Origin of the sequence: Microbacterium sp. AISO3, from assembly GCF_002204305.1 — a bacterium.
GTDB lineage: Bacteria > Actinomycetota > Actinomycetes > Actinomycetales > Microbacteriaceae > Microbacterium > Microbacterium arborescens.
Genome location: NZ_NHRF01000005.1, coordinates 243,229 through 262,871 on the forward strand (window position 1 = coordinate 243,229; position 19,643 = coordinate 262,871).

A 19,643-nucleotide genomic window follows, 5' to 3' on the forward strand; every position below is an offset into this window, starting at 1 on the left:
ACCGATCCGGCATCGGCGGCGGCTGTGAGGATCGTCGGTCGGTCGCGTGTCGGAGCGCGGCGCTACCATGAACCGTCCGGTCGACTCGCTCAAGGAGACCCATGCTCGGCAAGCTCCTGTTCCGCTATCTGCGCACCTATCGGTGGCTGCTCCTGGGCGTGCTGGTGTTCCAGTTCGGCTCGGCGATGGCCTCGCTCTATCTGCCTCGTCTGAACGCGGACATCATCGACAACGGCGTCGCCCGCGGCGACACCGCCTACATCTGGTCGCGCGGCGCGATCATGCTCGTCATCGCGCTCGGGCAGATCGTCGCGTCGGTCATCGCGACGCTGTGCGCCGCCCGCGCCGCGATGGCCGCGGGGCGCGACATCCGACGCGACGTCTTCGAGAAGGTCAGCGGCTTCTCCGAGCGCGAGGTCTCGCGCTTCGGCCCGGGCACGCTCATCACCCGCAACACGAACGACGTGCAGCAGGTGCAGATGCTCGCGATGATGGGCGCCACGATGCTCGTCACAGCTCCGATGCTGGCGATCGGCGGCGTCATCATGGCGCTGCAGCAGGATGTCGGGCTCAGCTGGCTCATCGGCGTCGCGGTGCCGCTGCTGCTCGTCGTCGCGGGGCTCATCATCGGGCGCATGGTGCCGCTGTTCCGGCAGTTCCAGACGCGGCTCGACAACGTCAACCGCATCATGCGTGAGCAGCTCACCGGCGTCCGGGTCGTGCGGGCGTTCGTCCGCGAGCGCATCGAAGAGCAGCGCTTCCGCGGTGCGAACACCGACATCATGATCGTCGGCCGCAAGGTCGGATCCCTGTTCGTCCTGATGTTCCCGCTCGCCATGCTGGTGCTCAACGTCACGGTCGTCGGGGTCATCTGGTTCGGCGGCATCCAGGTCGACCAGGGCAACGTGCAGATCGGCACGCTCTTCGCATTCATGCAGTACGTCGGTCAGATCCTCATGGGCGTGCTGATGGCGACGTTCATGACGATCATGATCCCGCGCGCCGCGGTCTCGGCCGACCGCATCGGCGAGGTGCTCTCCTCTCACGATGCCCTCGAGCGGCCCACGTCGCCGGTACGCGAGTTCCCCGAGCCCGGCGCCGTTGCGTTCGACGACGTCTCGTTCACCTACCCGGGCGCCGATGCGCCGGTGCTCGAGGGCATCTCGTTCCGCGCGGCTCCGGGCGAGACGGTCGCGGTGGTCGGTTCGACCGGCTCGGGCAAGACGACCCTCGTGTCGCTCATCCCGCGTCTGTTCGACGTCACGGGAGGGGCGGTCTCCGTGGCCGGCGTCGATGTCCGGCAAGCCGACCTCGATCTGCTGTGGAGCGGCATCGGCTACGTGCCGCAGCGCGCCTTCCTGTTCACCGGCACGGTCGCGTCGAACCTCCGGTTCGGTCGGGAGGACGCGACCGACGACGAACTGTGGAGGGCGCTCGAGATCGCGCAGGGGCGCGACTTCGTCGCGGAGATGGAGGGCGGGCTCGACGCCCGCATCGCCCAGGGCGGCACGAACGTCTCGGGCGGGCAGCGACAGCGGCTCGCCATCGCACGCGCGATCGTGCGGCGCCCCGACGTCCTGGTCTTCGACGACTCGTTCTCCGCGCTCGACCTCACCACGGATGCCCGGCTGCGCGAAGCGCTGTGGCGCGAACTGCCGGAGGTCACGAAGATCGTCGTCGCACAGCGCATCTCCACCGTGACCGGTGCCGACCGCATCCTCGTGCTCGACGACGGCCGGATGGCGGGTCTCGGCACGCACGACGAACTGCTCGAGTCCAATGAGACGTATCGAGAGATCGTCGAATCGCAGCTGGGAGTGGACGCATGAGCGCCGACAACCTCACCGACGACGAGCGCACCGAGCTCGAGCTGGCCGAGCAGGCCCGCCAGAACTCGGGCAGCTGGGACAGCGTGGCACCCGGCAAGGCGGCGAAGTTCGGGCCGAGCTTCCTGCGGATGATCGGACTGCTGCGGCCGTACGCGGTCGTGTTCGCGCTCATGACGGTTCTCGGCGCGGTCGGCGTCGTTCTCGCCGTCCTCGCTCCGCGCGTCCTCGGCGATGCCACGAACCTCATCTTCGAGGGCGTCGTCTCGGCGAACCTCGGCTCGCAGTTCCCCGCGGGCACGAGCCAGGAGGATGTCGTCGCGGCGCTCAACGCCGCGGGGCAGACGGATGTCGCCAACATCGTCGGAGCGATGCAGAACTTCCAGGTGGGCGCGGGCGTCGACTTCGATCGGCTGAAGTGGGTCGTCGTCACCGTGCTCGCGATCTACGTCGGCTCGGCCGTGCTCACCTGGCTGCAGGGCTTCGTGATCAACATCATCATGGTCCGCACGATGTGGCGTCTGCGCGAGTCGGTCGAGGCGAAGATCAACCGGCTGCCGCTGTCGTACTTCGACCGGGTCCAACGCGGCGAGCTGATCTCGCGGGTCACGAACGACATCGACAACATCACCCAGACGATGCAGCAGTCGCTGTCGACCGCCCTCACGAGCGTGCTGACGGTCGTCGGCGTGCTCTTCATGATGTTCTCCATCTCGTGGCAGCTGGCGCTCGTGGCGCTCGTGTCGCTGCCGCTCATGGCCGTGATCTTCGGCGTCATCGGGCCGCGGTCGCAGAAGGCGTTCGCGGTGCAGTGGCGCAAGGTCGGACGCCTCAACGCCCGCGTCGAGGAGTCGTTCTCCGGTCACGCGCTCGTCCGGGTGTACGGCCGCGAGCGCGATGCGCGCGAGAAGTTCGCGGCCGAGAACGACGAGCTGTTCGAAGCTGCGTTCAAGGCGCAGTTCCTGTCGGGCCTCATCATGCCGGGCATGACCTTCATCGGAAACCTCACGTACGTGGGCATCGCGGTGCTGGGCGGCCTCATGGTCGCGTCGGGGCAGCTGCGACTCGGCGACGTGCAGGCGTTCATCCAGTACTCGCAGCAGTTCACCCAGCCGCTGTCCGAGCTCGGCGGCATGGCCGCGGTCGTGCAGTCCGGCACCGCGTCGGCCGAGCGCGTGTTCGAGCTGCTCGACGAGGACGAGCAGGAGCCCGACGCGCCCGACGCCGAGCCGGCGCGCGGCGGTCGCGGCGTCATCGAGTTCGAGCATGTCCGCTTCGCCTACTCACCCGACAAGCCCCTCATCACCGACCTGACGTTCCGGGTCGAGCCGGGGCAGACGGTCGCGATCGTCGGTCCGACCGGGGCGGGCAAGACCACGCTCGTGAACCTGCTCATGCGCTTCTACGAGCTCGACGGCGGCCGCATCCTGCTCGACGGTCAGGACATCTCCGAGCTTTCGCGCGACGATGTGCGCTCGCGCACGGGCATGGTGCTGCAGGACCCGTGGCTCTTCGCCGGCACGATCCGCGACAACATCCGCTACGGCCGCGAGAGCGCGACCGACGACGAGATCGTCGAGGCAGCAACCGCGACGCGCGTCGACCGCTTCGTGCATTCGCTGCCCGACGGTTACGACACGGTCCTCGACGAGGATGCCGCGAACGTCTCGGCCGGGGAGAAGCAGCTCATCACGATCGCACGGGCCTTCGTGGCGCAGCCCGCTGTGCTGATTCTCGACGAGGCGACCAGCTCGGTCGACACCCGCACCGAGCTGCTGCTGCAGCAGGCCATGTCGGCACTGCGCGAGGGCCGCACCTCGTTCGTCATCGCACACCGGCTCTCAACCATCCGCGACGCAGACCTCATCCTCGTGATGGAGCACGGCGACATCGTCGAGAAGGGCTCGCACGACGAGCTGATCGCCGCGCAGGGCGCCTACTGGCGCCTCTACCGATCGCAGTTCGAGCAGGCCGCGACCGAGCAGGCGGAGGCGGTCGCCGAGATCGCCGCGGTCGACGGTGAGATGGGCAGCCAGGTCGCGGCCGATCGGTAGTCTGAACGAGGCGGATCTGCGCCCGACGCGAGAGAAGGCAGAGTTGAGCGGTTCGACGCCTCCGGGCTGGTACGACGACGGGCACGGCTCACTGCGATGGTGGGACGGCTCGCAATGGACCGAGCACACGCACGCCCCCGTCGAACCGGAGCCCGAGCCCCAGCCGGAGCCCGAGCCCCAGCTCGAAGAACCGCCGGTCGTGACGGAGGCCTCCCTCGCCGAGAGCCAGCACGGGCTCGCGGCATCCGACACGGCGTCGCCGACCGACGCGCTGCCGCCGATCCCGCCGTCGCCGGGAGGGTTCGCTCCGGTCTACCCCGGCGCCCACCCGACGACGGCGACGGCGGCAGTGACCGGCGCCGTCGGTGAGACCGACCCAGCGCCCGCGCGCCGATCGAAGCTCTGGATCGTCTTCGTCGCGCTCGGCGTCGTGCTCATCGGGCTCGTCATCCTCGCCGCCGTTTTCATTCCGCGCTTCATCGTCGGGATCCTGGATCCGAGCAGCGACCGCCCCGGTGCGACGTCCGTCCAGGGGGCCGATCTGCGGGCGGCCGAAGACATCGTCGACGCGTACGACGACGCCTGGGACGACATGGACTGCGCCGCGTACCAGGCGATCCTCACGCCCGAGTTCCTCGCCAGCGGCGGCCTGTCCGACTGCGCGGACTTCGCCCAGGCGGCACGCGAGTTCAACAACTCGGTCGAGGACTACGAGGTGAGCTTCATCTCCACGAGCCGAGAGGGAGACACGATCTACGTCCAGACGGTCGAGACCTTCACGCAGACGGCGGATGCCGCCGGCGCCCCTCTCGACAATCCCGTGCCGGCCAGCTTCTCGGCGCTCTACACGCTCGTCCCGGGCGGTTCCGGTTGGCTCATCGACGATTACGTCGAGCAGTGATGGGGGAGCGGGGTGCGCGCCGCAGTGCGCGGTTCTACCTGGCCTGCGCTGGGGTCGGGCTCGCGGCCGGCCTCCTGTCGGGGCTGTTCGGCGTCGGCGGCGGAACGGTCATCGTCCCGCTCCTGGTGCTGCTGCTCGGGTTCGATCAGCGGCTGGCTGCCGGAACGTCTCTTGCCGCGATCGTCCCGACCGCCTCGGTCGGCGTCATCTCCTACGCCCTGACCGGGTCGGTCGCCTGGATCCCGGCCATCATCCTCGCCGCGGGTGCCGTGATCGGAGCGCAGATCGGAAGCTGGCTGCTGGCGAAGATTCCGCAGAACGCGCTGCGCTGGGGCTTCGTGGCGTTCCTCGTCGCGGTCATCGTGATGCTCTTCATCGTCGTGCCCTCCCGCGACGCGGTACTGGAACTGAGCTGGGGCGTCGGCATCGGGCTCGCCGGGCTGGGTCTGTTCACCGGCATCATGGCGGGCCTGCTCGGTGTGGGCGGCGGCGTCATCGTCGTGCCCGCGCTGATGTTCCTCTTCGGCACGAGCGATCTCATCGCGAAGGGCACTTCGCTCCTGATGATGATCCCGACGGCGATCTCGGGCACGGTGGGCAACGCCCGCCGACGCAACGTCGACCTCTTGGCGGCCCTCGTCGTCGGACTCGCCGCCTGCATGACCACCGCGGTGGGCGCCTGGATCGCGACCCTGCTCAACCCGCTGACCGCCAACGTCCTGTTCGCCGCCTTCCTCACCTTCATCGCGTCGCAGATGGCGGTGCGCGCCGTCAAAACGCACCGTGCGGTGCGTGCGGCGAAGCGTGCTGCGCAGCCCGCGGAGGGCCAACGGTAGAATCGGACGGTGTCCGTGAACCCCGATCTGGTCGACCGCGCCTTCGCGCCGACCGCCCCGTACCTCGTGGGTCGCGAGAAGGTGCGCGAGTTCGCCCGCGCCGTCTTCGCGACCGATCCGCAGCACACCGACCCCGATGCGGCGCGCGCGCTCGGTTACGCCGATGTGGTCGCACCCCCGACCTTCGCAATGGTGATCCAGGACCTCACCCTGCAGCAGCTCCTGGGTGAGCCCGACTCGGGCATCGCCCTCGAGCGGACGGTGCACGCCGAGCAGCGCTTCCGTTACACGCGACCGATCGTGGCGGGCGATGAACTCACCGCGCAGCTCACCGTCACCGGCATCCGTGCGTTCGGCAAGGGGGCGATGGTCACGAGCGAGGCGGACATCCGTGACGTCTCCGGTGACCATGTCGTGACGGCCGTGTCCGTGCTGCTGGTCGGGGGTGAGGACGCATGAGCGATCTCACTGTCGGAACCATCGTCGCCGAGCGCTCCGTCGAGCTGACCCGTGAGTCGCTCGTGCGCTACGCCGGCGCTTCGGGCGACTTCAACCCGATCCACTATCGCGACGACGTCGCCGCCCGCGTGGGCCTGCCCGGGGTGCTCGCCCACGGCATGCTGACGATGGGGCTGGCCGTCGAGACGATCGTCGACTGGCTCGGCGACAGCGGCCGCATCATCGAGTACGGTGTGCGCTTCACGCGTCCCGTCGTCGTCGACGCCGAGATCGGCGCGACCCTCACCGTTGTTGCCAAGGTTGGCGCGGTCGAGGACGGCGTCGCGCGCATCGACCTGACCGTCAGCCACGACGGCACCGTCGTGCTCGGCAAGGCGCAGGTGCGCGTGCGCACCGCCGAGTGACCGTGGCCGAGATCGAACCGCGGCCCCTCGCGGAGCTGACCACGCTGCGCGCGGGCGCCGTGCCCGACCGCATGGTCGAGGCGCACACGGCCGACGAGCTCGTCGCCACGATGCGTGAGCTGTGGGCGGCCGGTGAACCCTGGCTCGTCGTCGGTGGTGGGTCGAACCTGCTGGTGGGTGATGAGCCGTTCGACGGCACCGTCGTCGCGGTCCGCACGACGGGTATCGAGGAGCTTCCCTCGCCGCATCCGGGCCACGCGCGTCTGAAGGTTCAGGCCGGACACTCGTGGGACGACCTCGTCGAGTACGCCGTCGCGGCCGGCCTCGGCGGGATCGCCGCCATGTCGGGCATCCCGGGCACTGCGGGGGCGGCGCCGGTGCAGAACATCGGCGCCTACGGTCAGGAGGTCGTGCAGACCCTCGTCGAGGTCGAGCTGCTCGACGAGTCGACCGGCGAGGTCAGTGTCGTCCCGGCACCCGAATTGGGACTCGGCTTCCGCACCTCGGTGCTCAAGCACCACCACGGATCGGTCGCGGCGCGTTCGGCCGTCATCCTCTCCATCACGCTCGAGCTCGAGCGTGTCGGGCACGGCGAGTTCGCGATCCGCGGGCCGCAGCTGCGCGGCGCGCTCGGGCTCGATCCCGAGGCGACGGTGTCGCTGCGGTGGGTGCGCGAGACGGTGTTGTCGGTGCGGGCCAGCAAGGGGATGGTGCTCGACGACGGCGACCCCGACACGTGGAGCGCCGGGTCGTTCTTCCAGAACGCCGTGGTCACCGCTGCGTTCGCCCGGACCCTGCCCGACGCCTGTCCGCGCTGGCCGGTGGCGCCCGATCCCGTGTCCGACCGCGTCATCCCGCTGAACGAGTACTACGGCGTCTCGCCTGTGGGCGAGGTGGCGGAGCCGGATGTGAAGGTCAGCGCGGCCTGGCTCATCGAGCACGCGGGCATCGGCAAGGGCTTCTCGCTGCCCGGTTCGCGTGCCGGTCTGTCGACCAAGCACGCCCTCGCGCTGACCAATCGCGGGGGTGCGACGGCCGAGGAGCTCGCCGCGCTCGCGCGGTTCGTCCAGCAGCGTGTGCAGGCCGAGTTCGGCCTCATCCTGCAACCCGAGCCCGTCCTCGTCGGCGTCGAGCTGTAAGCCCCCCGCCCCCGCCCCACCCGTCGAGTCGCCAGAGAATGCGGATGATCGGGTGCCGGCATCCGCAGTTCGTGGCGAGTCGACGGAGTGAGGTGCGTCAGGGCCCGGACAGGAGACGGCGGATGCGGCGCACGAGCGCGCCGGGATCGTCGAAGTCGCGCGCAGTCACGACGGTGACGCGGTAGCCCAGCGACTCGAGCTCGGCACGTCGTGACTGGTCGCGGCTCCACTGCGAGAGGTCGCGGTGATAATCGCCGTCGTACTCGAGGACGAGCCGGGCATCGCGGTACAGCAGGTCGACCCGCGCGACGAAGCGCCAGCCGTCGCGGATGACGACATTCGTCTCGGGCCGGGGGAGCCCGGCCCGTATGAGGAGCACCCGCAGTTCCGACTCGCGCGGCGATTCCGCGCCGTCGTCGAGCAGGGTCAGTGCCTCGGCCCGGCGGACCGCGCCGCGGCTGCGGCCCGCCCTCTCGTGAGCGAGTTCGAGCGCGTCGACCGTCGTGCGCGGCCCGCCGCGAGCGATGAGCGCGTCGCCCGCGGCCACGAGGGCGCCCAGCGAGAGGGAGGCGCCGAGGTCGACCCACGTGCGTTCGACCGTCGTGAGTCGGATGCCGTCGACCTCGACGATGTCGTCCGGCTCCACGGCCAATGCACGACCGACCACCTCGGGGCGTCTGACCCGGTTGGCCGGAAGCGCGACGGCGACGTGCGGTCGCGCCGCCGCGGCGTCTCGGAGGGGGCCGGGCAGCGGCATCCGGCGCGCCGCGGCGGCGGTGGGTCCGCAGAAGAATGCATGCGGCGGAACCCGCTCGCGGATCAGCCTGAGCAGGTCGAGATGGTTCAGCGGCTCGCGGGCCCGCGCACCGTGAAGGGGCCGGGCGAGATCACGAGCCCGCAGGCGGCCGGCCGTGACGCCGAGCTCGCGGGCCGTCTCGGTGAGGAATCCCACGGGGAGCGCGGCGGGAAGCGGAGCGCGTCGCATCGCACCAGCATCCGTCTCCGAGGGCTCGCGCCGACGTTCCGCTGCCAGTCCCGGGGATATCTCGCCCCCTCACCCCCCCCTGTGCAGGACCCCTGGCTCCGTCCCCTCCCCGTCGAGTCGCCACAAACGGCGGATGCGGGCGTGCCCTGATCCGCGTTTCTTGGCGAGTCGACGGGGGAACGAGAGGGGGTCAGGAGAAGAGGCGCTGGAGGCGCTGGATGCCTTCGAGCAGCTGCTCGTCGCCGAGCGCGTACGACAGGCGCAGGTAGCCCGACGGACCGAACGCCTCGCCGGGTACGACGGCGACCTCGGCCTGCTCGAGGATCAGGTCGGCGAGCTCGAGGCTCGTGTTCGCCTCCACCCCGCCCCACGAGCGTCCGAGCAGACCGGTGACGTCGGGGTAGACGTAGAACGCCCCGAGGGGGTTGGGAACCTCGACGCCGGGGATCTTCGCGAGCTCCTCGACGATCAGGCGGCGCCGACGGTCGAAGGCCAGGCGCATCTCCTCGGCCTCGGTCTGCGGCCCGGTGAGTGCGGCGAGGGCCGCGCGCTGCGCGACGTTGTTGACGTTCGAGCTGAGGTGCGACTGCAGGTTGCCGGCGAGCTTCATCGCGTCGGCGGGACCGACCATCCAGCCCACGCGCCATCCGGTCATGGCGTAGGTCTTGGCGACACCGTTGACCAGGATCGTCTGACCCGCGAGCTCGGGGACGGCCTCGACGATCGAGACGGCGCGGGCGCCCTCGTAGACGAGGTTCTGGTAGATCTCGTCGCTGATGACCCAGATCCCGTGCTCGAGCGCCCACTGGCCGATCGCGGCGGTCTCCTCGGGCGTGTACACCGAGCCGGTGGGGTTCGAGGGCGAGACGAAGACGAGCACGGTGGTGCGCTCGGTGCGCGCGGCCTCGAGCTGCTCGACGGTGACCTTGTACTCCTGGTCCGCGCCGGCGAAGACCTCGACCGGGATGCCGTCGGCGAGGGCGATCGCTTCGGGGTACGTCGTCCAGTAGGGGGCGGGCAGCAGCACCTCGTCGCCGGGGTTCACGACGGTCTGGAAGGCCTGATACACCGACTGCTTGCCGCCGTTGGTGACGATGACCTGCGAGGGCTGCACCTCGAGGCCGGAGTCGCGCAGCGTCTTGGCGGCGATGGCCTCGCGCAGCACGGGCAGGCCCGCGGCCGGGGTGTACCGGTAGTTGGCGGGGTCGGCAAGAGCGTGCTGAGCGGCCTCGACGATGAACTGCGGCGTCGAGAAATCGGGCTCACCCGCCGCGTACGAAATGACCGGCCGGCCGGCGGCCTGCAGGGCCTTGGCCTTCGCGTCGACCTTGAGGGTCGCCGACTCGGCGATGGCGGAGAGCTTGCGGGACAGCGGTGCGCGTTCGGTCACCCTTCGAGAGTAGCGGCGCGGTCCACCGAATGGTGGACGGGGATCGACCGGATGACCCCTGCCGCACGGACAGCGGAACCGGCACGCTGGAGGCATGACCACGAGAGCGAGCGCACCGACCGTCGTGCGCGGCCTGACCAAGAGATACGGCGACGTGACGGCCGTCGACGACGTGAGCTTCGACGTACCCGCCGGCTGCGTGTTCGCGTTCCTCGGGACGAACGGGGCCGGCAAGTCCACGACGATCAGCGCTCTCACGACCGTGATCGAACCGGATGCCGGGCAGCTCGAAGTCGCCGGTCACGACGTGCGCTCCGACGGTGATGCGGTCCGCCGCGCGATCGGCGTCGTCTTCCAGGATTCGCTCCTGGATTCCGCGCTCACCGTCCGTGAGAACCTGACGGTGCGGGCGCGCCCCTACCTCGGTTCGACGGCGGCGATCCGCGAGCGCATCGAGCGCCTCGCCGACATCATCGACCTGGGCGAGTTCATCGACCGGCGCTACGGGCGGCTCTCGGGTGGGCAGCGTCGCCGCGCCGACATCGCCCGCGCGCTGCTCCATGACCCGGAGATCGTCTTCCTCGACGAGCCGACGACGGGACTCGACCCTGCGAGCCGGCAGGTGGTGTGGCGGACGATCCACGAGCTGCGCGAGCGCGCCGGCCTCACCGTGTTCCTCACGACCCACTACCTCGAGGAGACCGAAGAGGCCGACCAGGTCTGCATCATCGACCGCGGGCGCATCGTCGCCGACGGCACTCCGGCGCAGCTGCGCGCGCGACACAGCTCCAGCATTCTGTCGCTCGTCACGGCCGACGGAGACGAGCGCATCGCGGTGGCGGATGCCGCCGAGGCCCGCCGCATCCTCGCCGAACGGGGCGACGCGGTGCTCGACTTCGAGTTCCGCCATGGACGCATGGACGACGTCTTCCTGGCGCTGACGGGCCAGGCGGCGACGGGAGAGGCGACGCGATGAAGACCGTGCAGGCGTACGTCGGGCGCAATCTCCGGCTGTTCTACCGAGACCCGCTCGGGGTGTTCTTCTCGCTCACGGGCGCCCTGGTGGTGTTCCTCCTCTACGCCCTCTTCCTCGGCCAGATGCAGGTGGACTCGCTCGCCGCGACGCCGGGGTTCGACGCCGACGCCGCCCGCGACTTCGTCGACTCGTGGATGTTCGCCGGGGTCGTCGCCGTCGCCGCCGTCACGACCCCGCTCGGCGCGCTCTCGACGTTCGTCGAGGATGCCGCGTCCGGACGGTTCCGCGATTTCCTCGTCTCGCCGGTGCGCCGCTCGCAGCTCGTGCTCGGCTATCTCGGGTCGGCGTTCATCATCGGATTGATCACCACGCTGATCGTGCTCGCCGTCGCCCTGGCGTACCTCGGGCTCACCGGGCGGACGCTCCCCGACGCCGGGCAGATCACCCGCATCGTGCTGTGGACCGTGCTCTCGGTCGCCGCGTACACCGCCCTCTGGGCGTTCGTGGTGTCGTTCCTCCGCACGAGCGGCTCGTACTCGGGACTGTCGACGCTCGTGGGAACCCTGACCGGCTTCGTCGCGGGCGCGTACATCCCGGTCGGCTCGTTCCCCGACGCGGTGCGGGATGCCGTCGGCGTCCTCCCGTTCGCGCAGTCGGCGATGCTCGTCCGGCGCGAGTTCGCCGCCGATCCGCTCGATCGCCTCGCGAGCGGGGCGCCGGGCGCGGTCGAGGAGCTCAGTCGCATCTACGGCCTCGATCTGCAGGTGGGCACGGCGACGGTGCCGGTCTGGGTCGCGGCCGTCGTGCTGGCCGTCGTGGCCGTGGCGTTCACGGTGCTCGCGGCGGCCCGCATCCGCTCGCGGATCCGCTGAGCGGCAGGATGGTCTCGTGATCAGTCGCAACTGGGTGGATGTCGCCGTCGGTGTCGTGCTCGCCCTCGGCGTCGGCATCCTGGCGGCCGCGGGGGAGGCGGAACGGCTGCCGTGGGCGGTCGCGGGGCTGGTGCTGCTGCTCGCGGCGTATCTGATCGCGCGGCCCTCCGCCGGCGCGGAGGATCCCCGCCGCTTCGCGGTGTTCCTGGCCGTCGTGACGGTCTCGATCGCGGCGATGACGTTCGGTGAGGTCTCGCTCGCGACGATGCAGGTCATCGTGTATCCGCTGGTGTGGATCTTCGCTCCGTTGCGCCGTGATGGGGTCGTGGGGTCGCTTTCGGTGGGCGCCGGGATGCTCGTCGGGTACGCCGGCGGCTTCGGTTTCGCGCCCGACGCGCTGCTGGAGGCCGCTGCCGTCGCGGTGCTCTCGGTCGCGTTCTCGATCGCGATGGGGTGGTGGATCTCGGCGATCGCCGCCTACGGCACGGAGCGCGCGCGTCTGCTCGACGAGCTCTCCCGGGCGCAGCAGCAGGTCGAGGCGCTCAGCCGCGACAAGGGCGCGGCCGACGAGCGGGAGCACCTGGCCCGCGAGATCCACGACACCCTCGCGCAGACTCTCGCGGGAATCGTCATGCTCGCCGAACAGGCCGGGCGGCGCTCGCGTGCGGGCGACGTCGACGGTGCCGCCGCGGCTGTCGAGCGCCTCGAGGTGGCCGCTCGCGACGCGCTCGGCGAGGCCCGGGCGATCGTCGCCCGGACCGCGGCCGTGCCGGGCGACCCCGTGCTCGGCGCCGCGGTGGAGCGGCTCGCGGAACGCTTCCGCGCCGACACCGGACTCGAGATCTCCGTCGTCGACACGGCATCGGGGGTCGATCGCGAGACGCAGGTCGTCGCCCTGCGCTGCCTGCAGGAGGCGCTTTCGAACGTGCGCAAGCACGCAGCAGCCGCGCGGGTCACGGTGACGCTCGCGGGCGAGGACGACGGCACTCTGAGACTCGTCGTCGAGGACGACGGACGCGGGTTCGACGTCTCCTCCCCGCGCACCGGCTACGGTCTCGACGGTATGAGCGATCGGGTCGCGCTCGCCGGGGGGACCGTCGAGGTCACGGCCGTCCCGGGGGCGGGAACGACGCTCTCCGTCCGCCTCCCCGCGCCCGCCGCGGCGGTGCCGAGTGCCGCCGCGGCGGTGCCGAGTGCTGGCGCGGCGGTGCGCGCATGATCCGTCTGCTCATCGCGGACGATCACCCGATCGTCCGGGCGGGGCTGGCCGGCCTGCTCGCGGACGAGCCCGGCTTCGAGGTGATCGCGGAGGCGGCCGACGGCGACGAGGCCGTTCGGCTCGCCGCCGAGGCGCGACCCGACGTCATCCTCATGGACCTCCGGATGCCGGTGCTCGACGGTGTCGCAGCCACCGCTCGTATCGTGGCAGCGCGCGATGCGGCCGCGGGGCCGCGGGTGCTCATCCTCACGACCTACGAGAGCGACGACCAGATCCTCGCCGCCATCGAAGCCGGAGCCAGCGGATATCTGCTCAAGGCGGCTCCGCGCGAGGAGATCGTGGCGGGGATCCGGTCGGTCGCCGCCGGCCAGTCGGCTCTCTCGCCGGCCGTCGCGGTGCGTCTGGTGGAACGGATGCGGCAGCCCGAGCCGGCGGCATCCGCTCTCACTCCGCGCGAGACCGACGTGCTGCGCCTCGTCGCTGCCGGCCACGGCAACAGGCAGATCGCGGTGCAGCTCGGGATCGGCGAGTCGACCGTCAAGACGCACCTGTTGCGGGTTTACGACAAGCTCGGCGTCGACAGCCGAACCCGCGCCGTGACCCTGGCCCTCGAGCGCGGCCTCCTTCCCTGACCCCCCGCCCCCACCCGGTCGACTCGCCAGGAAACGTGGGTCCGGCGAGGCCAGGACCCACAGTTCGTGGCGAGTCGACGATCGTTATGGGGTCGTCACGTGCGGGAGCGGGCGCGGTCGTAGCGTGGGAGGGAACGGAGAGAACGGGGCAGGGGAGGGCTGCGGGGATGCGGATAAGGGTGGCTCTGGCCACGGGCTCGGGCACGCTATTGCTTCTCGCGGGGTGCGCGTCGATCCCGCTCGGACCGCCGCCTGTCCGCGAGGTGGCGACCGTGTCCGACACGATGTCGTGCCCGGACTCCATGCTCAACCCGCTTCCCGGCGCCGGTCTCGTCCCTGAGGACTTCGAGGTCGTCGCGGTGCTGGAGTGCGCCGACGGCGTGACACGTGAGGATGCCGACGGCGTCCTCGCCGGCAACGAGGTGCGGCGCTACGAGGGCGACCTCACGGGATTCCTCGCCGCGATGGCGGCACCGAGCGATCCTGGGCCGGCAGCGGTCTGTCCCGCTATCGGGTACGGCTTCCGCGCGCTCTGGGCGACGGACGCGGCGGGCCGCTTCGTGCCGATGTCGTTCCCCCTGACGGCGTGCGGCGGACCCAAGGAGGACGAAACACTCGCCGCCCTGGCCCGGCTCGAGATCGTCGACCGAGCCTTCTCAGCAGCGGGGCGCGTCGAACTGCACGACGCGACGGCGGCAGGCTGCGCGACGCGCGCGGGCGTGGCGCCGCTCGACGTCCTCGGGTGGGCTCCGACGGAGACGCAAGCGCCGGCCGACGTCGCAGGCGCCCTGGTGTGCGTCTATCACGCCGAAGCCCCGGCCAGCACGCCGACCGTCGTCGGCGATGGGGGCCTGTTCGCGGCGGCCTTCTCGCTCGACGCCGACGACGCCGCGGCGGTTCTCGAAGCCGCGGCTGCTCCGCCTGCAGGCGTGGAGTGCGCCGAGACGGCATCCCGTTTCGTCGTCGTCCACCCGGACGTCACGGCCGCCGCGGTCAGCGCGCCTCGCACTGTGACCGTCGAGCTCGACGGTTGTCAGCGCATCGTCGGCACCGACTTGCAGACTCGCTCCGCCCCTCCGGCTCTGATCCCCCTCCTGTCCCCCTGACCCCGCCCGGACCCCGTCGACTCGCCAGGGAACGTGGGTCCGGCGGGGCCAGGACCCGCAGTTCGTGGCGAGTCGAGGGGGGTGAGGGACCTCAGAGGTACTTCGCGTAGGCGGGGAGGGTCAAAAACGCGGGGAAGTCCGAGCCGAGCGCGACCTCGCGGAACAGGGCCGCGGCGTCGTCGAAGCGGTCGCCGTCGCGGCGGTCGACCTCGGCGAGGACCTCGTCGACCAGTGCATCGACCCAGGCGCGGGTGATCGGCGTGCCGTCATCCGTCGTGCGGTCCTGGTGGATCCACTGCCAGATCTGCGAGCGGCTGATCTCGGCTGTGGCGGCATCCTCCATCAGGTCGTCGATCGCGACCGCGCCGATCCCGCGCAGCCAGGCCTCGAGGTAGCGCACGGCGACGGACACGTTCGCGCGCACCCCGGCGGTCGTGATCGGCAGGCCGATGTGGCAGTCGATGAGTTCGGACGCCGCGACCGCGACGTCGTCGCGCTGGCGTTCGAGCTGATTCGGACGGTCGCCGAGCACGGCGTCGAACTCGGCGCGCGCGATCGGGATGAGGTCGGGGTGCGCGACCCACGTGCCGTCGAAACCGTCGCCGGCCTCGCGACGCTTGTCGGCGGCGACCTTCTCGAAGGCGGCGCGCGTGACCTCGGGGTTCCGCCGGTTCGGGATGAAGGCGCTCATCCCGCCGATCGCGTGCGCGCCCCTGCGGTGGCAGGTCTTCACGAGCAGCTCGGTGTACGCGCGCATGAACGGCACCGTCATCGTGACCGCGCTGCGGTCGGGCAGGACGAACCGGGCGCCGCGTCCGCGGTAGTTCTTGATCATCGAGAAGATGTAGTCCCACCGTCCGGCGTTCAGGCCCGCGCAGTGGTCGCGGAGGGCGAAGAGGATCTCGTCCATCTCGAAGGCCGCAGGCAGCGTCTCGATCAGCACGGTCGCGCGGATGGTGCCGTGGGGCAGTCCGAGCCGGCGCTCGGTGAACGAGAAGACGTCGTCCCACAGCTGCGCCTCCTCGCTCGACTCGAGCTTGGCGAGGTAGAAGTACGGCCCGCGGCCGCTCTCGACGAGTCGGACGGCGTTGTGGAACGCGTACAGGCCGAAGTCGACGAGCGACCCGCATGCGTCGAGGGTGCGCCCCGTGCGGTCGGTGAATGCGAGGTGCTTCTCGGTGAGATGCCAGCCGCGCGGGCGCATGACGATCGTCGGGGTGCGCTCGGCGGTGACGGTGTACCGCCGCCCGTCGGGGCCGGTGTGCTCCAGCTCGCCGCGGATCGCGTCGCGCAGCGACAGCTGCCCGCCGATGACGTTGCGCCAGGTCGGCGAGGTGGCGTCCTCCTGATCGGCGAGCCACACCCGAGCGCCCGAGTTCAGGGCATTGATCGTCATCTTGGGGTCGGTGGGTCCCGTGATCTCCACGCGGCGGTCCTCGAGGCCCGGCCCCGCGCCCGCGACGCGCCACGTGTCGTCCTCGCGGATGTGCGCGGTGTCGCTGCGGAAGGCGGGGTCGGCGCCGTTGCCGATCTCGAAGCGGCGCCGCATCCGGTCGGCGAGGCGGTCGTGCCGTCGCCCCGCGAACCGGTCGTGCAGTGCCGTGACGAAGTCGAGGGCATCGGGCGTGAGGATCTCGTCGAAGCGCGGGTGCATCTCGCCGCGCACCGCGATCGCGGGTTCGTGGGTCTGCACCGCGACGGGGCCCGTCCAGGTGCGTCGCCGGGTCTGGGTGGCTGTCTGTGTCATGGTCATGTTCTCGTCTCCGGTCTTGAGGGCGTCGAGTCGCCAGAGAATGCGGATGCCGGGGGTGCCGGACCGGCACTTCTTGGCGACTCGACGGGTGAAGGGGGTCAGAACTGGGATGCCTCGGTCGATCCGGCCAAGGCGAGGGTGGCGCTGTCGGGGTTGAGCGCCGTCGAGAGGGCGTCGAAGTAGCCGGTGCCTGCTTCACGCTGGTGGCGGGTGGCGGTGTAGCCGTGCGTCTCGGCGTCGAACTCCGCCTGCTGCAGCTCGACGTACGCGCTCATCGCGCGGTCGGCGTAGCCACGGGCAAGATCGAACATCGAGTGGTTGAGGGCGTGGAATCCGGCCAGGGTGATGAACTGGAACCGGTAGCCCAGTTCGGCCAGCTCCGCCTGGAACGTCGCGATCTGCGCGTCGCTGAGGTGCCGCTTCCAGTTGAAGCTCGGCGAGCAGTTGTACGCGAGCAGCTTGCCGGGATGCTCGGCGTGAACGGCCGCGGCGAACTCGCGCGCCAGCTCGATGTCGGGCTCGCCGGTCTCGACCCACAGCAGGTCGGCGAAGGGCGCGAACGCGAGGCCGCGAGCGATGACCGGGTCGATCCCGGCGCGGGTGCGGTAGAAGCCCTCGCTCGTGCGCTCGCCGGTGAGGAAAGGGCGATCGCGCTCGTCGACATCGCTCGTGATGAGGTCGGCGCCCAGCGCGTCGGTCCGCGCGATGACGATCGCGGGCACGCCCGCGACATCTCCGGCCAGCCGCGCGGCGTTGAGCGTGCGGATGTGCTGGGCCGTCGGCACCAGCACCTTGCCGCCGAGGTGGCCGCACTTCTTCTCGCTCGCGAGCTGGTCTTCCCAGTGAGTCCCGGCGGCACCGGCGGCGATGAGGGATGCCGCGAGCTCGTAGGCGTTCAGCGGACCGCCGAACCCGGCCTCGCCGTCGGCGACGATCGGGGCGAGCCAGTCGCGGGTGCGGCCGCCCTCGGCGTGCTCGATCTGGTCCTGCCGCAACAGCGCGTTGGTGATGCGCCGCACGACGGCCGGCACGGAGTTGGCGGGGTACAGACTCTGGTCGGGGTAGGTCTGCCCGGCGAGGTTCGCGTCGGCGGCGACCTGCCAGCCGGACAGATAGATCGCCTTCAGGCCGGCGCGCACCTGCTGGACGGCCTGGCCGCCCGTGTAGGCGCCGAGGGCGCGGACGTACTCCTCGGTGTGGAGGAGGTTCCACAGCGACTCGGCACCGCGGCGGGCGAGCGTGGCGTCCTCGCGCACGGAACCTCGCAGCCGGATGACGTCGGCGGCGCGGTACGTGCGCTCGATGCCGTCCCAGCGGGGGTCGGTCTGCCACAGCTCCTCGAGCTCGGCAGCGGTCTGAACCTGGTCGCCGGGCCGCAGCGGACCCGGAGCGGGAATCGTGGTCATCTCGGTCTCCTTCGTCGGAACGGGCGGCTCTGCCCGTCGTGGAGACCACTGTGGGCGAACTAACCCGCGCTGTACGGTCGGATCCGAGGAGAAGATCGGCCGATCTTCTGCTTTCGTGACAGAATCCCGCCATGACGCGCAAGGATGCCGTCGCCGCCGCAAGGGTGGCGCTCGACGATGAGGACATGGACGCCTTCACGATCGGCCGGCGCATCCGGCAGATCCGCACCGGGCGAGGGATGACCCTCGACGACCTCGCCGCGGCCGTCGGGCGCGCGCCGAGCCAGCTCTCGATGATCGAGAACGGTCGCCGCGAGCCGAAGCTCTCGCTGCTCCGCACGATCGCCCGCGCCCTCGGCACCTCGCTCGACGCGCTTCTCGAGTCCGAGGAGCTCGATCCCCGTGCGGCCCTCGAGATCGAGGTCGCCCGGGCGATGACCGGGCCGACGTTCCGGAGCGCCGGGGTCACGCCGTTCCGCATCCCGCGCGCCGTGCCCGACGAGGTGCTGCGCGCCCTTCTCGCACTGCAGGGTGAGATCGAGCGGTTGCACGACGAACGCGCCGCGACCCCCGAGGAGGCGCGGCGCGCGAACGTCGCCCTGCGGCGCCTCATGCGCACGCAGAACAACTACTTCCCCGAGCTGGAGCAGCAGGCGCGGGAGCTGCTGGCGGCGGTCGGGCACCCGGGCGGGCCGCTGACGCAGCGCACCGCGAGCGACATCGCGGGGCACCTCGGGTTCAGCATCCACTACGTCGCGGATCTGCCGCAGACGACCCGCAGCGTCGCCGACCTCGCCCACGGGAGGCTCTATCTGTCGAGCCGCCTCGCTGCCGCGACCCCCGCCGATCCACGGACCGCCGTGCTGCAGGCGCTGTCGAGCCGCATCCTCGGTCACACCGAGCCGGCCAGCTACGACGAGTTCCTCCGGCAGCGGGTGGAGACCAACTACCTCACCGGCGCACTGCTGATCCCCGAGGCGGATGCTGTGCCCGCCCTGCGCGAGGCGAAGGAGCGGCGGGCGATCTCGATCGAAGACCTGCGCGACGCGTACTCGGTGTCGTACGAGACCGCCGCGCACCGCTTCACGAACCTCGCGACCGAGCACCTCGGCATCGCGGTGCACTTCCTCAAGGTTCACGAGTCGGGGACGATCACGAAGGCGTACGAGAACGACGACGTCGACTTCCCGACCGACCGCCTCGGCGCCATCGAGGGGCAGCTGTGCTGCCGGGAGTGGACGAGCCGGGCGGTCTTCGACGTCGACGACCGCTTCAACCCGTACTACCAGTACACCGATACCGGCAACGGGACCTACTGGTGCACGGCTCGCGTCGAGCATTCGAGCGAGGGAGCGCACTCGGTCAGCGTCGGCGTGCGCTTCGACGACACGAAGTGGTTCCTCGGCCGCGACACACCTCACCGCGGGGTGTCGCGGCACTCGGTAGACGTGTGCTGCCGACGTGCGCCGGCGGGCCTCGAGGAGCGGTGGCGCGCCGCCGCCTGGCCGAACGTGAAGACGCCGCGCACCCTACTGGCGACGCTGCCGACGGGCGCCTTCCCGGGCGTCGACACGACCGATCTCTACGCGTTCCTGGAGGCGCACGCCCCGTCCTGACCGGCGGGAGTCAGGGGGCGGCGTCGGCGACGGGAAAGGTCGTCACCAGGCGGATGCCGTCCTCGGTGA

17 protein-coding genes are annotated in these 19,643 nt (G+C 70.8%); 13 read left to right on the forward strand and 4 right to left on the reverse strand.

The window, feature by feature from the left end; genetic code table 11:
- The first annotated feature begins 101 nt into the window (after positions 1-101).
- The 7 genes from CBF90_RS09925 to CBF90_RS09955 are packed head-to-tail and all read left to right on the forward strand — an operon-like array spanning position 102 to position 7,619.
- Positions 102-1,829 carry an ABC transporter ATP-binding protein gene (locus tag CBF90_RS09925; protein WP_071918425.1) on the forward strand — a complete coding sequence of 576 codons (1,728 nt, stop codon included), beginning with the start codon at positions 102-104 and terminating at the stop codon, positions 1,827-1,829.
- Positions 1,826-3,880, forward strand: coding sequence for an ABC transporter ATP-binding protein (locus CBF90_RS09930; protein WP_088380490.1), 2,055 nt, complete (start codon positions 1,826-1,828; stop codon positions 3,878-3,880). Before CBF90_RS09925 ends, CBF90_RS09930 begins: the two co-directional genes overlap by 4 nt.
- A 43-nt stretch (positions 3,881-3,923) precedes the next feature.
- Positions 3,924-4,781, forward strand: a complete 858-nt coding sequence (locus CBF90_RS09935; protein WP_088380491.1) for a DUF2510 domain-containing protein — start codon at positions 3,924-3,926, stop codon at positions 4,779-4,781.
- Complete coding sequence (locus CBF90_RS09940; RefSeq protein WP_088380492.1) at positions 4,781-5,617, forward strand: sulfite exporter TauE/SafE family protein; 837 nt, start codon at positions 4,781-4,783, stop codon at positions 5,615-5,617. Before CBF90_RS09935 ends, CBF90_RS09940 begins: the two co-directional genes overlap by 1 nt.
- A 9-nt stretch (positions 5,618-5,626) precedes the next feature.
- Entirely contained in the window at positions 5,627-6,076 is a 450-nt protein-coding gene (locus CBF90_RS09945; RefSeq protein WP_023952107.1) for a MaoC family dehydratase N-terminal domain-containing protein, read from the forward strand.
- On the forward strand, positions 6,073-6,480 hold the full coding sequence (locus CBF90_RS09950; protein WP_023952105.1) for a MaoC/PaaZ C-terminal domain-containing protein: 408 nt from the start codon (positions 6,073-6,075) through the stop codon (positions 6,478-6,480). Before CBF90_RS09945 ends, CBF90_RS09950 begins: the two co-directional genes overlap by 4 nt.
- 2 nt (positions 6,481-6,482) lie before the next feature.
- On the forward strand, positions 6,483-7,619 hold the full coding sequence (locus CBF90_RS09955; protein ID WP_064955999.1) for a UDP-N-acetylmuramate dehydrogenase: 1,137 nt from the start codon (positions 6,483-6,485) through the stop codon (positions 7,617-7,619).
- Between the two features lie 97 nt (positions 7,620-7,716).
- On the opposite strand, the gene CBF90_RS09960 is transcribed toward CBF90_RS09955, so the two are convergent.
- Together CBF90_RS09960 and CBF90_RS09965 are read right to left on the reverse strand one after the other, a co-directional pair.
- Entirely contained in the window at positions 7,717-8,604 is an 888-nt protein-coding gene (locus tag CBF90_RS09960; RefSeq protein WP_088380493.1) for an endonuclease domain-containing protein, read from the reverse strand.
- Between the two features lie 190 nt (positions 8,605-8,794).
- Positions 8,795-9,994, reverse strand: coding sequence for a pyridoxal phosphate-dependent aminotransferase (locus tag CBF90_RS09965; protein WP_023952099.1), 1,200 nt, complete (start codon positions 9,992-9,994; stop codon positions 8,795-8,797).
- Between the two features lie 94 nt (positions 9,995-10,088).
- On the opposite strand from CBF90_RS09965, the gene CBF90_RS09970 reads away from it, so the two are divergent.
- From CBF90_RS09970 to CBF90_RS18400, 5 genes are all read left to right on the forward strand, one after another.
- Positions 10,089-10,970 (forward strand): ABC transporter ATP-binding protein, encoded by an 882-nt coding sequence (locus tag CBF90_RS09970; RefSeq protein ID WP_088380494.1) that lies wholly within the window; start codon positions 10,089-10,091, stop codon positions 10,968-10,970.
- Positions 10,967-11,842 (forward strand): ABC transporter permease, encoded by an 876-nt coding sequence (locus CBF90_RS09975; RefSeq protein ID WP_088380495.1) that lies wholly within the window; start codon positions 10,967-10,969, stop codon positions 11,840-11,842. The genes CBF90_RS09970 and CBF90_RS09975 overlap by 4 nt, the downstream gene beginning before the upstream one ends.
- A 16-nt stretch (positions 11,843-11,858) precedes the next feature.
- A complete protein-coding gene (locus CBF90_RS09980) occupies positions 11,859-13,061 on the forward strand; it encodes a sensor histidine kinase (protein WP_088380496.1) in 1,203 nt (400 codons plus the stop codon).
- Positions 13,058-13,693, forward strand: coding sequence for a response regulator transcription factor (locus tag CBF90_RS09985; protein ID WP_023952091.1), 636 nt, complete (start codon positions 13,058-13,060; stop codon positions 13,691-13,693). The genes CBF90_RS09980 and CBF90_RS09985 overlap by 4 nt, the downstream gene beginning before the upstream one ends.
- Positions 13,694-13,872: 179 nt before the next feature.
- Positions 13,873-14,799 carry a hypothetical protein gene (locus CBF90_RS18400; RefSeq protein ID WP_172407815.1) on the forward strand — a complete coding sequence of 309 codons (927 nt, stop codon included), beginning with the start codon at positions 13,873-13,875 and terminating at the stop codon, positions 14,797-14,799.
- A 91-nt stretch (positions 14,800-14,890) separates the two neighbouring features.
- Here the strand turns inward: CBF90_RS18400 and aceB are convergent, their stop codons facing one another.
- Both aceB and aceA read right to left on the reverse strand, forming a co-directional pair.
- Complete coding sequence (gene aceB / locus CBF90_RS09995) at positions 14,891-16,552, reverse strand: malate synthase A (RefSeq protein ID WP_088380498.1); 1,662 nt, start codon at positions 16,550-16,552, stop codon at positions 14,891-14,893.
- 98 nt (positions 16,553-16,650) lie between these two features.
- Positions 16,651-17,958, reverse strand: coding sequence for an isocitrate lyase (aceA, locus tag CBF90_RS10000; RefSeq protein WP_023952085.1), 1,308 nt, complete (start codon positions 17,956-17,958; stop codon positions 16,651-16,653).
- Positions 17,959-18,143: 185 nt separating this feature from the next.
- Between aceA and CBF90_RS10005 the strand changes: the two genes are divergently transcribed.
- Complete coding sequence (locus CBF90_RS10005; protein WP_088380517.1) at positions 18,144-19,574, forward strand: helix-turn-helix transcriptional regulator; 1,431 nt, start codon at positions 18,144-18,146, stop codon at positions 19,572-19,574.
- Positions 19,575-19,643 lie beyond the last annotated feature (69 nt).

Excerpts from the sequence above, each read along its gene's own strand:
- CBF90_RS09925 (WP_071918425.1), top strand. The coding sequence starts at position 102 with ATGCTCGGCAAGCTCCTGTTCCGCTATCTGCGCACCTATCGGTGGCTG.
- CBF90_RS09930 (WP_088380490.1), top strand. The coding sequence starts at position 1,826 with ATGAGCGCCGACAACCTCACCGACGACGAGCGCACCGAGCTCGAGCTG.
- CBF90_RS09940 (WP_088380492.1), top strand. The coding sequence starts at position 4,781 with ATGGGGGAGCGGGGTGCGCGCCGCAGTGCGCGGTTCTACCTGGCCTGC.
- CBF90_RS09950 (WP_023952105.1), top strand. The coding sequence starts at position 6,073 with ATGAGCGATCTCACTGTCGGAACCATCGTCGCCGAGCGCTCCGTCGAG.
- CBF90_RS09960 (WP_088380493.1), bottom strand. The coding sequence starts at position 8,604 with ATGCGACGCGCTCCGCTTCCCGCCGCGCTCCCCGTGGGATTCCTCACC.
- CBF90_RS09970 (WP_088380494.1), top strand. The coding sequence starts at position 10,089 with ATGACCACGAGAGCGAGCGCACCGACCGTCGTGCGCGGCCTGACCAAG.
- CBF90_RS09975 (WP_088380495.1), top strand. The coding sequence starts at position 10,967 with ATGAAGACCGTGCAGGCGTACGTCGGGCGCAATCTCCGGCTGTTCTAC.
- CBF90_RS09985 (WP_023952091.1), top strand. The coding sequence starts at position 13,058 with ATGATCCGTCTGCTCATCGCGGACGATCACCCGATCGTCCGGGCGGGG.
- aceB (WP_088380498.1), bottom strand. The coding sequence starts at position 16,552 with ATGACCATGACACAGACAGCCACCCAGACCCGGCGACGCACCTGGACG.
- aceA (WP_023952085.1), bottom strand. The coding sequence starts at position 17,958 with ATGACCACGATTCCCGCTCCGGGTCCGCTGCGGCCCGGCGACCAGGTT.
- CBF90_RS10005 (WP_088380517.1), top strand. The coding sequence starts at position 18,144 with ATGGACGCCTTCACGATCGGCCGGCGCATCCGGCAGATCCGCACCGGG.